Here is a 13,876-nt window from a genome sequence, read left to right as displayed (position 1 = left end):
GGCCCTCGAACTCGGAACAGAGGACTACACCATAACGTCCCTTTGCCGCTTCTATTTCTTTATGGCTTTCCGTCGGTTTGCCTGAGGTGGTACTCCAGGATTGTGTAAAGGGTCGACGACAGGGGATTGGTTGGCAGATTGTTGAGCGTCTGGAGTTTCGCGACGGAGGGCCTGAGACTGAAAACCGTCACCTTGCCTTTCAGCAAGCGCGTTCTGTGCGCAATGGGCATTATGCAAAACGCTTGCTTCAAGTGCGTGCCCATTGCCTGCATATGCTTGAGGTAATCGCGATTGAACTGCCGGTGAAACTCGCCGTCAGGCGCAATCAGATTGGGCAGCATGCGAGGAAACGCGGTGTAAATGCTTTCACCTTTCTTCAGGTCCCAGTCCCCGCTCGCCAGGTCATTGGACATGTGCAATTCCACAGGCGATATCGAAAGCCGGTCGCCATAGGCGTCTTCCAGCACGTGGTTTTTCTTCTGAAACATGACGTCATGTTCCAGATAGCTGCAGCCTTTGGCGACCTGCTTGAGGATGTCCAGTGAAACACTTCTGCGGGTAGGCAAAGGGCGGACCAGTGTGTCGGCCGTCTCGGCAAGTGTGTCGGCAAACCGGGCGTAAGCAGCGGACGCTTTTGCCAGGGCGCCGGGGATCGATTTCGCTACGTCCTCCGGGGTGATGATGTTGTTGAGTAACCCCCAATCAATCACCGCATCTCCTGCAGCGAGTGCGTCGAGCGTCTTGCGGAATCCGGAAACCTCACCCAGCCTCGACAGTTCGAGCAACCGGGTATAGGTCATCGAGCGCGTCGATCCGGGCGCGATGGTTTCCTGCACTGCCACGATTCGGCAAAATTCGACCCATTGCGGGGTCCCCAGCGCCAGGGTCGCCGGCAAATCTTTCACCAGAAATTCAGGCGCCGCCTCAGCGAGCAACAAGTGAGCGGCCAACGCTGCATTTTTTTCGCTGATTCGGTGATGCTGGGTGAGGTGTTTTTCGAATGCCGTCTGAACATCGGCGAATGACTTCTCGATATGCTCGACGGCGTATAAATCGAAACCCGCGACATGATTACGTGGCTCTGGCTCACCGACCCGGGGATGAAGGTCGAGCAGCAGGGAAGTCAGCATTAGCTGCTTGAGTGATTCATCTGATTGCGGCTGATTTTCTTGTGCGCCATACCAGCCCAGATCCCGGATATAGGCGCTGGCCCATCGCAGCGCAATGGGACTGGAAACGAGTCGCTGAAGAATAGCTTCGGCTTCCGAGCGCTTGAAAGATGTCGTTTGCCCGCCAAAGATGCTGTGCGAAAGATTCTCCAGTAGCGACTGACCCTTTAAGTAACTGCTAATGAGTCCTCGGAACTGGTTACGTTGATCTGCAGAAAGAGTTACCGAATTGTCGGCTCCAGACTTGATCATTTCCCAATAGTTACCGAACAACGCTGTCACTGCAGGCGGCTGCGTCAAGAATGTTGTCAGCCTGGAACATTCGGCGGCGGTCCGGGGAATCAGAAAGTCATGAAATCTGAGCCAGCCTTCCAGTTCGATTTGTTCCGCCAGGGAAATGCTTCCACCCGTCAACCTGGCCATTTCAACAAGCGTTAGAAGATCATCTTTGAGGTTGGGGGCAAGTTTGAATGCGCCGGCAAATTCCAGTGTATTGCCCGAGTATTGTGCGAATATTTCACCGTTGCCGGTCACTGTAAACTGAGAGTGATCAGGAAATCTCAAAGTGCTGGTGAGTTTTTTGAAGGCCTCTTGCTCGCACAGGTTCTGCAACATTTTTCTGCCAGGTTGCAAAGCACTATCAAGCGTTGAGCCGGACTCCAGTGTGATGGTTGCGCCAGCCAGAGAGATGGCTTGTGAAGGGCTGGTTGATTTTTCGCGCTGTTGTAATTTGTATATAACTTCCAGGCGTTCGGCATGATCAAGTTGTGTAGGGCGGACTGGATTCGACAAGCCGTTGTGAGTTGTCCAGTTTATATTTGTAATGTTCATGAGGCATCCATTTGTCTAGTGTGCTGGACATCCTCATTTGTTATTTGTTGCCCATCAAGCGCTGCTGTGTAAGTGCGTTATTCAGTGTTTAATTAAGTTGGGTTTTTTGTGGGGCGTGTAGTGCTGCCCCTTCGTCATTGTCTGAAGGGGCGTAATGCAAAAGTTGTGTTACTGAATAATTTTTTTTACTTTGTCGCGTAACTGATCAATCGAAAATGGTTTGCCGATTACGTGCATGTCGTCTGGTACGACGATGTTTTCGGCATAACCACTGGCAAACAGAATCGGCAGGGCGGGGCGCAGCTTTCGTGCTTCGTCTGCCAGTTCGCGGCCATCCATGCCAGGCAAGCCGACATCGGTCATCATCAGGTCAATGTGTTTGGTGGCGTCCTGGAGAACCTCCAGAGCCTGTTCGCTCCCATCTGCTTCGAGCACCTTGTACTCCAACTCCTCCAGCACATCGACGATCAGCATGCGCACGATGTTGTCGTCTTCTACGACAAGGATGGTGGGGGCGGGGTTAGACATATTAAGGCTCTCGAAAGTCAGTTCAGGGTCGCCGGTCGATCAAAAGTGCCGGGCTCTTTCATCAGTAAGTGGCGCAGTGCCACAAGTTCCCTGCCCGAGACAAAAAAAGCATAGCCGCAGACGGGGCCGCAAGGATAACTGTTCAAGGCTGTAAAGGTGCTGGTGCATGTAGGAATTTGCGGCGAAACGTGTGAGAAAAATGGATCCACGCCGTCGTTTTGGGGCAAACTGCCGGTTTTTCAACAGTTCGACAAGGCTGCCCCATGTCCTCTCCGTCTACGGTTGATGAGCAACGGTTTCGCAAACTCCTGAGTCGCAACATCAGTCTGCCTTTGGGCGTCGGTGTGCTCAGTGCCGTGTTCTTCGTGTCGCTGATCACTTATCTGCTGTCGGTAATCCAGTGGGTGGAGCACACCGACCGGGTGATCAATAACGCCAACGAAGCGGTGAAGCTGACCGTGGACCTTGAAACCGGCATGCGTGGTTTCCTGCTCAGCGGCGACGAGCATTTCCTCGATCCGTACGAAACGGCCAAGCCGCGCATCGCGGTGGCGCTCAATACCTTGCTCGAATTGACTGCCGATAACCCGGTGCAAACCGATCGTCTGCGCCGTCTGCAAGCTTTGCAGGTTGAGTGGTCCAATTACGCCCAGTCGATGATCGATCTGCAGCGCTCCAGTGGCGATTACCGGGGCGCGGTCAAGGCCGGCCGCGGCAAACGCCTGACGGACGAGATCCGCAAGCAATTCGAAGACGTCATCGAGACCGAACAGGTCCTGCGCACCACGCGTAACGAAGACGTGCGCCGCACCACGATCTGGAGCATCAGCCTCTATCTGGTGTTCATTGCCGGTATCAGTGGCTTGCTGGCCTATATCGGCCGGCGTGATCTGGTCAATCTGTCGACCAACTACAGCGCCAACCTTGCCGCTCAACAAGCCAGTGCCGAACGTCTGGAGCAGCAGGCGTGGTTGCGCAATGGTCAGACCGAACTGGCCGAGCAGGTGCTGGGGCAACTGACGCTGAATTTGCTGGGGCGCAATATTCTGCAATTCTGCGCGCAATATCTGGGCACCGCCGTGGCCGCACTGTATGTGCGTGAAGAACACGGCGGCCTCAAGCGTGTGGCCACTTACGGTTTCTCCCGCGAGCAGGAAGAGCAAGACCAATCGATCTACAGCGGCGAAGGCATTGTTGGCCAAGTGGCGCAGCAGGCGCGGTTGATCCGTCTGGATTCGGTACCGTCGGACTACTTCAAAGTCAGCTCCGGGCTGGGCGAGGGCTTGCCGCACAGTGTGCTGGTGGTGCCGACCAGCGATGACGACCGCGTCAATGGCGTGATCGAACTGGGTTTCCTGCGTCCGCTCTCGGATCGCGATATCGAACTGCTGGAACTGATTGCCGGCAATATCGGCACCTCCATCGAAGCCGCGCGCTACCGTCAGCGTTTGCAGGAAGTGCTGGCGGAAACCCAGCAACTCAACGAAGAGTTGCAGGTGCAGCAGGAAGAGTTGAAAACCGCCAACGAAGAACTGGAAGAGCAGTCGCGGATTCTCAAGGAATCCCAGGCGCATCTGGAAACCCAGCAAGTCGAACTGGAACAGACCAACGAGCAACTTGCCGAACAGGCGCAGACGCTGGCCGAGCAACGCGACGCCATGGATCTGAAAAACACCGAACTCAATCAGGCTCAGGTACAACTCGAAGAGCGCGCCGAAGAGCTTCAACGCTCGAGCAAGTACAAGTCCGAATTCCTTGCCAACATGTCCCACGAACTGCGCACGCCGCTGAACAGTTCGTTGATTCTGGCCAAGTTGCTCGCGGAGAACCCACAGGACAACCTCAGCGCCGAACAGGTCAAGTTTGCCGAGTCGATCTACTCCGCCGGCAACGATCTGCTCAACCTGATCAACGACATTCTGGACATCTCCAAGGTCGAGGCGGGCAAGCTCGAAGTGATTCCGGAGAACACCAGCGTGGCGCGTCTGGCCGATGGCCTGCGCAGCGTGTTCGAACCTTTGGCGGCGGACAAACAGCTGACCTTCAGCGTCGATGTGCAACCTGGCGCACCGGGCATGCTCTACACCGACCGTCAGCGGCTGGAGCAGGTGATCAAGAACCTGCTGTCCAACGCCGTGAAGTTCACCGAGAAGGGCGCGGTCAGCCTGACCATCGCCGGCCAGCCGGATGATCGGGTCGCGTTCATCGTGCGCGATTCGGGTATCGGCATCGCTGCCGACCAGCAGGAGAGCATTTTCGAAGCCTTCCGCCAGGCCGACGGCACCACCAACCGCAAGTACGGTGGCACCGGTCTGGGCCTGTCGATTTCGCGGGATCTGGCGACCTTGCTTGGCGGTTCGATCAGCGTCAGCAGCACACCGGGGCAGGGCAGTGTGTTCACGTTGCTGCTGCCGCAGCAGTTCAACGAGGCCAATGAAGTTGCGTTCGCACCGTTGACCTTTACCCCGCCAGCGGCGGTGGCCAGCGCGCCACTGGCGCCGGTTGTTTCGCCGTTGGCGCCGGTGCATATTCCGCGCTTCGCCGATGACCGCAATAAGGCGCCATTCGCCACGCGCTGCATTCTGGTGGTGGAAGACGAGCCGAACTTTGCGCACATCCTCTACGATCTGGCGCATGAATTGGGCTATCAGTGCCTGGTGGCCCATGGCGCGGACGAAGGTTACGACCTCGCCAAAGAGTTTGTGCCGGACGCGATCCTGCTCGACATGCGCCTGCCGGATCACTCCGGCCTCACCGTGCTGCAACGGTTGAAGGAACACGCTGGAACCCGGCACATCCCGGTGCATGTGATTTCCGTCGAGGACCGTGTCGAAGCGGCAATGCACATGGGCGCGATCGGCTATGCGGTCAAACCGACCACCCGCGAAGAGCTCAAGGACGTGTTCGCCCGTCTCGAAGCCAAGCTGACCCAAAAGGTCAAACGCGTGCTGTTGGTCGAGGACGACGATTTGCAGCGCGAAAGCATTGCCCGTCTGATCGGCGACGAAGACATCGAAATCACCGCCGTCGGCCTCGCGCAGGACGCGCTGGAGCTGCTGCGCACCACGATCTACGACTGCATGGTCATCGACCTGAAGTTGCCGGACATGCTCGGCAATGACCTGCTCAAGCGCATGTCCACCGAGGACATCTGCTCGTTCCCGCCGGTTATCGTCTACACCGGGCGCAACCTGACCCGCGATGAAGAGGCCGAACTGCGCAAGTATTCGCGCTCGATCATCATCAAGGGCGCACGTTCGCCAGAGCGCTTGCTGGACGAGGTCACACTCTTTCTGCACAAAGTCGAATCGCAGTTGTCCCATGAACGGCAGAAGATGCTCAAGACCGCGCGCAGCCGCGACAAGGTCTTCGAGGGTCGCAAAGTGCTGTTGGTGGACGACGATGTGCGCAACATTTTCGCCCTCACCAGCGCTCTGGAGACCAAAGGCGCAGTCGTGGTCATCGGCCGTAACGGGCGTGAGGCGATTGAAAGACTCAATGAAGTCGAGGACATCGATCTGGTGTTGATGGACGTGATGATGCCGGAAATGGATGGTTTTGAAGCCACCATTGAAATCCGCAAGGATCCGCGCTGGCGCAAACTGCCGATCATCGCGGTGACGGCCAAGGCCATGAAAGACGATCAGGAGCGCTGCCTGCAGGCGGGCGCCAATGATTACCTGGCCAAGCCTATCGACCTGGATCGCCTGTTCTCGCTGATTCGCGTGTGGTTACCAAAAATGGAACGCATTTAGTGGAACGCAGTACGCCAGCCGAACGAAACAGTGAAATCGAACTGCGCTTGTTGATTGAGGCGATCTACCTCAAGTACAGCTACGATTTTCGCGATTACTCCGGCGCTTCGATCAAGCGCCGGGTGCAGCACGCGCTGAGCCAGTTCGAGTGCGCGACCATTTCGGCATTGCAGGAAAAGGTTCTGCATGACCCGACAGCGTTCATGCAGTTGCTGCAATTGCTGACGATTCCGGTCAGCGAGATGTTTCGTGACCCTTCGCACTTCCTCGCGATTCGCCGGGAAGTGGTGCCGCTGTTGCGCACTTATCCGTCGATCAAGATCTGGATCGCCGGGTGCAGCACGGGCGAGGAGGTCTATTCGATGGCGATTCTGTTGCGCGAAGAAGGCCTGCTCGATCGCACGATCATCTATGCCACCGATATCAACCCGCGCTCGCTGGACAAGGCCAAGCAGGGGATTTTCTCGATGGAGAATGTTCGTGCGTACACGGCCAACTATCAGCAGGCTGGTGGCCAGCGCTCGTTTGCCGACTACTACACTGCAGCGTACGGTTACGCGATTTTCGACAAGAGCCTGTGTGAAAACGTGACCTTCGCCGACCACAGTCTGGCGACGGACAGCGTGTTCTCCGAAACTCAATTGATTTCCTGTCGCAACGTACTGATTTACTTCAACAAGAAACTTCAGGACCGCGCCTTTGGTCTGTTTCATGAATCGCTGTGCCACCGCGGATTTCTGGTGCTGGGCAGCAAGGAAACGCTGGATTTCTCCGGTTACGCGAATCAGTTCGAAGCACTGGTCAAACAAGAACGGATCTACCGTAAAACATGAATGAGGCTGTGGATTTACCTCGCGTCGAGGCAATAGTGGTCGGAGCTTCCGCCGGTGGCGTCGAGGCGCTGCTGAGCCTGCTCGGACCGCTGCGCCGAGGCTACAGGTTGCCGATCATTGTGGTCCTGCACCTGCCCGAAGAGCGCCGCAGCCAATTGGCCGAGGTCTTCTCCCGGCGTGTGGAGATGCCGGTGCACGAGGCTGCCGACAAACAGGACATCGTTGCCGGCAACGTGTATTTCGCCACGCCGGGTTATCACCTGTCGGTGGAGCAGGATCGCAGCCTCTCGTTGAGCCAGGAGGAGCGCGTGCATTATTCGCGGCCATCGATCGACTATCTGTTTGAATCGGCCGCCGACGCCTACGGTTCTTCCCTGGCCGCTGTACTGCTGACCGGCGCCAATCACGATGGCGCGCGCGGGTTGGCCGAGGTCAAGCGTTGCGGCGGTTTGACCATCGTCCAGGACCCCGAAGACGCGCAAGTCGCCACCATGCCCTTGGCTGCACTAAAGATTCAGCAGCCGGATCATGTCCTACCCATTCACGGCATCGGCCGTCTGCTTGTCGAGCTGGAACGAATCGCATGCTGAGTAATATCCAAGCCAAACTGCTGATCGTCGACGATCTGCCGGAGAACCTGCTGGCGCTCGAAGCGCTGATCAAGCGCGAAGACCGTACCGTCTATAAAGCGCTATCGGCGGATGAAGCGCTGTCGTTGTTGCTGCAACATGAGTTCGCCATGGCCATCCTCGACGTGCAGATGCCGGGCATGAATGGCTTCGAACTCGCCGAGTTGATGCGTGGTACCGAGAAAACCAAGAATATCCCGATCATTTTCGTCAGCGCCGCCGGCCGTGAACTGAATTACGCGTTCAAGGGTTACGAGAGCGGGGCGGTGGACTTTCTGCACAAACCGCTGGATATCCATGCGGTCAAAAGCAAGGTCAATGTCTTCGTCGATCTGTACCGCCAGAGCAAAGCGCTCAAGCAACAGCTTGAAGCCCTGGAGCAGGCCCGTCGCGAGCAGGAAGCGCTGCTGCAACAACTGCAGAACACCCAACTGGAGCTGGAGCAGGCCGTGCGCATGCGTGATGACTTCATGTCGATCGTTGCCCACGAAGTGCGGACGCCGCTCAATGGTCTGATTCTGGAAACCCAGCTGCGCAAGATGCACTTGGCTCGGGACAACGCTGCGGCGTTTACCCTCGACAAGATGCACGCCATGGTCGACCGCGATGAACGGCAGATCAAAAGCCTGATCCGCCTGATCGAAGACATGCTCGACGTGTCGCGCATTCGCACCGGCAAATTGTCGATCCGACCGAGTCGTTTCGATCTGGTGCAACTGGTGAGCAACCTGCTGCAAAACTTTGCGCAACAGATCGAAGCCGCTGAAACCGAAGTGTCGTTTACCGCGCCAGTACCGGTGGAAGGCCATTGGGACGAGTTCCGCATCGAGCAGGTAGTCACCAATCTGCTGACTAACGCTCTGCGTTACGGCGGTCGCAGCCCAATCCAGGTGCGGGTTAACTGTGAAGGTGATGAAGCGCGGATCGAGGTGCAGGACCGTGGCATCGGCATCAGCCAGGAGAACCAGAAGCGTATTTTTCAACAGTTCGAACGGGTTTCCGCCAAGACGGTAGTGGCCGGGCTCGGGCTGGGTCTGTTCATTTCCGAGCAGATCGTCGCCGCCCATGGCGGCTCCATCGTCGTCGAGAGTGAAATCAACGAAGGCGCCCTGTTTCGCGTTTGTCTGCCAATCCAGGAAAACGGCAAATCCGACGCAACCTCTGAGTGACCACACGGTCGTATCAGCAGCTATTGACCGAACAAAGGCTTCCCATGAGCGTAGATGCACAAGATGTAGTACTCGTCGTCGAGGACGAACCGGTTATCTTGATGGTCCTGACGGATTACCTGTCAGGGCAGGGATATCGCGTGTTGCAGGCCGAAAACGGCGAGCAGGCGTTCGAAATTCTTGCGAGCAAGCCACATCTGGACATGTTGATCACCGATTTCCGTTTGCCCGGCGGGATCTCCGGTGTGCAGATCGCCGAGCCGGCCGTCAAGCTGCGCCCGGACCTTAAAGTGATTTTCATCAGCGGTTATCCGCAGGAAATCCGCGAAACCGGCAGCCCGATCACGCGCAAGGCGCCGATCCTGGAAAAGCCGTTCGACCTGGATGTGTTGCAGGAAAAGATTCAGGAATTGCTCGCCTGATATCTGTGTAGGAGCTGCCGCAGGCTCGGGCCGCGATCGGACGATCTTTTGATCTTTTTTAACGATCAACATCAAAAGATCGCAGCCTGCGGCAGCTCCTGCAGTTTCAGTATTATCAGCTTTTGATCATCTCCCGCACTTTGGCGGTCAACAGGTCGAAAGTGAACGGTTTGGTGATCATCTGCATCCCCGAATCGAGGAACCCGCCACGCACCGCCGCGTGCTCGGCGTATCCGGTGATGAACAGGACCTTCAGACCTGGCCGATATTGTCGACCAACCTCCGCCAGTTGCCGACCGTTCATGCCCGGCAGGCCGACATCACTGATCAGCAGATCGATGCGCTGCGTCGAATTCAGAATCGGCACCGCGCTGTCAGCATCCCAGGCCTCGACGAAGGCATAACCCAATTCACCGAGCACTGCGCAAACCAGCACGCGCACGGCCGGGTCGTCTTCGACGATCAGCACGGTTTCGCCGTCAAGCGCATCCGGCAATTGCGGAATATCGGCGACGGGGCTGGCCAGTTCTTCGCCGCGAAAGCGCGGCAAGTACAGCCTGACCGTGGTGCCTTCATCGATCTCGCTGTCGATCGAGACATGGCCGCGTGACTGCTTGCTGAAACCGTAGATCATCGACAGGCCCAGTCCCGTGCCCTGGCCGATCGGTTTGGTGGTGAAAAAAGGGTCGAACGCACGGTTGATGACACTTTGTGGCATGCCACTGCCGTTGTCGGTGACGCTGAGCATCACGTAATCACCGGGTTCGAGGTTGTTGTAGGCCTCGGTGAATTCGCGCTTGAGCACCTGGTTGCTGGTCTCGACCACCAGTTTGCCGCCGTCGGGCATAGCGTCGCGGGCATTGATCACCAGATTGAGCAGGGCGCTTTCCAGTTGATTGGGGTCCGCCTCCGCAACCCACAGATTGTCGTTGAGGCGCATGTCCAGTTGAATGCTTTCGTTGAGGCTGCGTTGCAGCAGTTCGCCCATGGACTGCACCAGGGTGTTCATCTGCACGGCTTTTGAATCGAGCGACTGCCGACGGGAAAACGCCAACAGGCGATGGGTCAGACCGGCGGCACGGTTGGCCGAAGTCACGCCCAGATCGATCAGGCTGTCGAGGTCATCGGTGCGACCACGGGCCAGACGTCGACGCAACAACTCAAGACTGCCGATGATGCCAGTGAGCATGTTGTTGAAGTCGTGGGCGATACCACCGGTGAGTTGGCCGACCGCTTCCATTTTCTGCGATTGGCGCAGCGCTTCTTCGTTGTGGCGCAGTTGCGCGGTGCGCTCTTCGACCTGTTGCTCAAGGGTTTCCAGGGTCGATTGCAGGCGCCGTTCGCTTTCACTCAGATCGATCAGCCGGTCGCGGGCTTCGTATTGTCGTCGACGGCCGCGCAATGCGGCGGAAACCATACTGACCAGCGTCGCCGGATGAAACGGTCGCTCAAGGAACGTCACGTTGCCCAGCAGATCGCTGAGGCGTGAGGAGGGGCCTTGTTCCTGACCGCCGTGATGGGTCAACAGCACAATCGGCAGATCCGACCAGGCAGGTTGCTCTTGCAGATACAGGAACAGCGCTTCCTGTTCCGGCCCGCGCAACGCTTCAGCGGCGACCAGCAACAGACCGGCACCGATTTCCAGTTCCGTACACAACGAACTCAGACTCGGAGTGACGACTCCACCGTAACCCGCCTCGTTGAGGATCATCTGCGCAATCTGGCTGTCGCGACCCACGGGCGCGAGAATCAGCGCCCGTTCGGCCAGCGGAACCTCGACCGTCACAAGCGCTCTTCCTGCAACAACGGATTACTCGCGCCGAGGTAGGTGGGGACGCCGCGCAGTACACCCTGAAAGGCTTCCAGCGGTTCGCCGATGGTCATGCCTTGCGTGGAAATGCGGTATTCACGAATGGTCGATTCGTGGCTGCCGGTGCGTTTCTTGATGATCGAGATCGCGCGGCGGACTTTGCCCAGTGCTTCGAAGTAGCGCAACAGAATCACCGTGTCAGCCAGATAAGTAATGTCGACGGGCGCTTGCATGTCGCCGACCAGACCATGCTGGGCAACCGTCATGAACGTCGCCGCGCCTTTGCGGTTCAGGTACAGCAACAGTTCGTGCATGTGCAGCACCAGCGCGTTTTCTTCCGGCATTGCTGCCTGATAGCCGTTGATGCTGTCGATAACCACGGTTTTGATTTGACCTTCATCGACGCAGCGCCGCACGCGGTGGGAAAACTCGCCCGGTGACAGTTCGGCGGCGTCGACCTGTTCGATCAACAGATTGCCGGTCGCCTGCAAGGCCTTGAGGTCGATGCCGATGTTTTTCATGCGCTCGAACAGCAGGCCCAGTTCTTCATCGAAGATAAACAGTGCGGCTTTCTCGCCACGGAGCACGGCAGCGGCGGCGAAGATCATCGAGATCAGCGATTTACCGGTACCGGCAGGGCCGAGAATCAGCGTGCTGGAGCCGGTCTCGATGCCGCCGCCGAGCAGGGCGTCCATTTCCGGGATGCCACTGGACAGTTGCAAGCGCGCATAGTCGCCACGGTGTTCAGCCGCCACCAGACGCGGGAACACGTGCACGCCGTCGCCCATGATGGTGAAGTCGTGGAAACCGCCGCGATATTTCTGGCCTCGGTACTTGACCACTCGCACGCGTCGCCGTTCGGCGCCGTAGTTAGGCGTCAGCTCTTCGAGGCGAATCACCCCGTGGGCCACGCTGTGCACGGTTTTGTCGAGGGATTCGGTGGTCAGGTCGTCAAGCAGCAGAACCGTGGCGTTGTAGCGCACAAAGTAATGCTTGATGGCCAGAATCTGGCGGCGATAACGCAACGAACTCTGCGCCAGCAAGCGGATCTCCGACAGGCTGTCGAGCACCACACGCGTGGGCTTGTAGCGTTCGACCGCTTCGAAAATCTGCTTGGTGGCTTCGCCCAGTTCCAGGTCGGAGGAATACAGCAGGCTCTGTTGGTGTTCAGCATTGAGCAGGCTTTCCGGGGGCGTCAGCTCGAAGATCTTGATGTTGTCATCCAGCGTCCAGCCGTGCGACGACGCCCCTTGCCTCAGTTCGCGCTCGGTTTCCGAGAGCGTGATGTACAACGAGCGTTCGCCGGCTTTCGCGCCGGCCAAGAGGAAATGCAACGCGACCGTGGTTTTGCCGGTTCCGGGCTCACCCTCCAGCAAAAAAACATGACCGCGAGACAAACCACCGGCCAGGATGTCATCCAGACCCACAATGCCGGTAGCGGCTTTCGCACTGATCAACTCGTTAGAAGTAGACAAAAAATGCCCTCTCATGACTAAGGGAAGCGAGGCCGCCAACTAATTGAGCGGCCTGATTAACTTGACCCTATGGCGTGATGGCAGTTCCGAAATTCCTTGCCGGATGTGTCCAGCGAGCGGTCAAAAGTACTTCAGAGGCCTTGCTGTAACTCAGGATCATCCGGGTTCAGCTGCTCCAGTTGCGCCAGCAGGATCTGCACATTCTGCAGTTGTCCGCTTTCCTTCCAGTAATTGATCAGCAAGACCCGCGCCTTGCGGTCGGCGGGGTGGCGCTGGACGATTTCCTGCAACTGCTTCTGCGCCGCTTCCAGTTCTTCGGCGCTGTGCAGGGTGGTGGCGAGGTCGTAGCGATAATCCTTGTTGTCCGGCTCAAGCTCCACGGCTTTGGACAAACCGAGCAGGGCGTATTCGCGCTGATCGTGGTGCAACAGCCAAAGGCCCAAGGCATGTTGCAGATAAGCCGAGTCAGGTTGTGCCTTGAGTTGTTGGCCCAGCAATTGGCGGGCGGCATCGGTTTGGCCCTGGCGATCGAGGACATCGATCTGCATCACCAGCGCCTGCAGATTGCCGGGTTCCATGCGCAGGGTATTCTCAAGCGCGACCTGTGCCTCCTTGAGTTCGGCGTTGTGTAGATGCAGTCGGGCCAGTTGCGCGTAGTTGCCAGCGCTTTCCGGCAATGCCTTGAGCGTTTGCTCCCAACCGTCGATCGCTTGTTGCAGCGGCGCGAAATACAGCCCCAGCTCATCCGGGGTCAAGCCGAGCAGGGCGTTGATCGCGGCGAAGCGAACAGTTTGATCCTCATCCTCGAGCATTGGCCCGAGCAACAGGCTTCGTTGCCCGCCCGGCACCAGTCCGACCACGCTTTTGATCGCCGCCAGCCGCACGGCGGGGGATTCGTTTTGCAGGTCTGTATCGGCCAGCTTCAACGCCTGTGGACTCGGGTAGTTAGGCAGCTCGCCATGCAGCCACACGCGGCGCTTGACCGAAATGTCCGGACGGCCCAGTTGCTGATACAACTGACGCGCCGCGCCCGGTTGCCCCTTGCGCGCGGCATCCAACGCCTCGCTATAGCCGTGTTTGATCGCATCGGGTATGACCGGCACGGTGCTGCGCACGGACAACCACGCGACAATGACGACAAGCACAAGGCCCAGGCTGATAAGCAAGTAGCGGCGAGACTGAGGCATGCAGGTTTCCGAAACAGGCGTTCTTGAGCAGAGCGGCAAGCTTCGGTCAGCTTCGGCCATGAGTCAAA

At 57.8% G+C, this 13,876-nt stretch carries 10 protein-coding genes; 5 read left to right on the top strand and 5 right to left on the bottom strand.

The annotated features are described in order from the left end of the window. Nucleotides 1-59: 59 nt before the first annotated feature. Entirely contained in the window at nucleotides 60-2,000 is a 1,941-nt protein-coding gene (locus tag AB4O11_RS24130) for a hypothetical protein (protein WP_460128925.1), read from the bottom strand. A 168-nt stretch (nucleotides 2,001-2,168) separates the two neighbouring features. Beyond that, nucleotides 2,169-2,528 (bottom strand): response regulator, encoded by a 360-nt coding sequence (locus AB4O11_RS24125; RefSeq protein ID WP_460091027.1) that lies wholly within the window; start codon nucleotides 2,526-2,528, stop codon nucleotides 2,169-2,171. Between the two features lie 263 nt (nucleotides 2,529-2,791). On the opposite strand from AB4O11_RS24125, the gene AB4O11_RS24120 reads away from it, so the two are divergent. From AB4O11_RS24120 to AB4O11_RS24100, 5 genes are read left to right on the top strand one after another with little or no spacing between them, the layout of a single operon-like run. Continuing rightward, nucleotides 2,792-6,283 carry a response regulator gene (locus AB4O11_RS24120; RefSeq protein WP_093431254.1) on the top strand — a complete coding sequence of 1,164 codons (3,492 nt, stop codon included), beginning with the start codon at nucleotides 2,792-2,794 and terminating at the stop codon, nucleotides 6,281-6,283. Further along, the gene (locus AB4O11_RS24115) at nucleotides 6,283-7,116 is read left to right on the top strand and encodes a CheR family methyltransferase (RefSeq protein ID WP_093431257.1); all 834 of its coding nucleotides are present in this window, start codon (nucleotides 6,283-6,285) and stop codon (nucleotides 7,114-7,116) included. The genes AB4O11_RS24120 and AB4O11_RS24115 overlap by 1 nt, the downstream gene beginning before the upstream one ends. After that, nucleotides 7,113-7,706 (top strand): chemotaxis protein CheB, encoded by a 594-nt coding sequence (locus tag AB4O11_RS24110; RefSeq protein ID WP_186621544.1) that lies wholly within the window; start codon nucleotides 7,113-7,115, stop codon nucleotides 7,704-7,706. The genes AB4O11_RS24115 and AB4O11_RS24110 overlap by 4 nt, the downstream gene beginning before the upstream one ends. Continuing rightward, nucleotides 7,700-8,914 carry a hybrid sensor histidine kinase/response regulator gene (locus tag AB4O11_RS24105; protein WP_460128922.1) on the top strand — a complete coding sequence of 405 codons (1,215 nt, stop codon included), beginning with the start codon at nucleotides 7,700-7,702 and terminating at the stop codon, nucleotides 8,912-8,914. Before AB4O11_RS24110 ends, AB4O11_RS24105 begins: the two co-directional genes overlap by 7 nt. Nucleotides 8,915-8,958: 44 nt before the next feature. Continuing rightward, nucleotides 8,959-9,336, top strand: a complete 378-nt coding sequence (locus AB4O11_RS24100; RefSeq protein WP_003225116.1) for a response regulator — start codon at nucleotides 8,959-8,961, stop codon at nucleotides 9,334-9,336. A 115-nt stretch (nucleotides 9,337-9,451) separates the two neighbouring features. Here the strand turns inward: AB4O11_RS24100 and AB4O11_RS24095 are convergent, their stop codons facing one another. The 3 genes from AB4O11_RS24095 to AB4O11_RS24085 form a co-directional block, all read right to left on the bottom strand. After that, entirely contained in the window at nucleotides 9,452-11,122 is a 1,671-nt protein-coding gene (locus tag AB4O11_RS24095; protein WP_460091026.1) for an ATP-binding protein, read from the bottom strand. Next, complete coding sequence (locus AB4O11_RS24090; protein ID WP_460128919.1) at nucleotides 11,119-12,621, bottom strand: ATPase domain-containing protein; 1,503 nt, start codon at nucleotides 12,619-12,621, stop codon at nucleotides 11,119-11,121. Before AB4O11_RS24090 ends, AB4O11_RS24095 begins: the two co-directional genes overlap by 4 nt. A gap of 131 nt (nucleotides 12,622-12,752) precedes the next feature. After that, nucleotides 12,753-13,808, bottom strand: a complete 1,056-nt coding sequence (locus tag AB4O11_RS24085; protein WP_460128917.1) for a tetratricopeptide repeat protein — start codon at nucleotides 13,806-13,808, stop codon at nucleotides 12,753-12,755. Nucleotides 13,809-13,876 lie beyond the last annotated feature (68 nt).

This window comes from Pseudomonas sp. H1_D05 (assembly GCF_054682705.1).
Note: the sequence above shows the minus strand (reverse complement) of the source record. Positions and strands in the feature narration are given on the sequence as shown.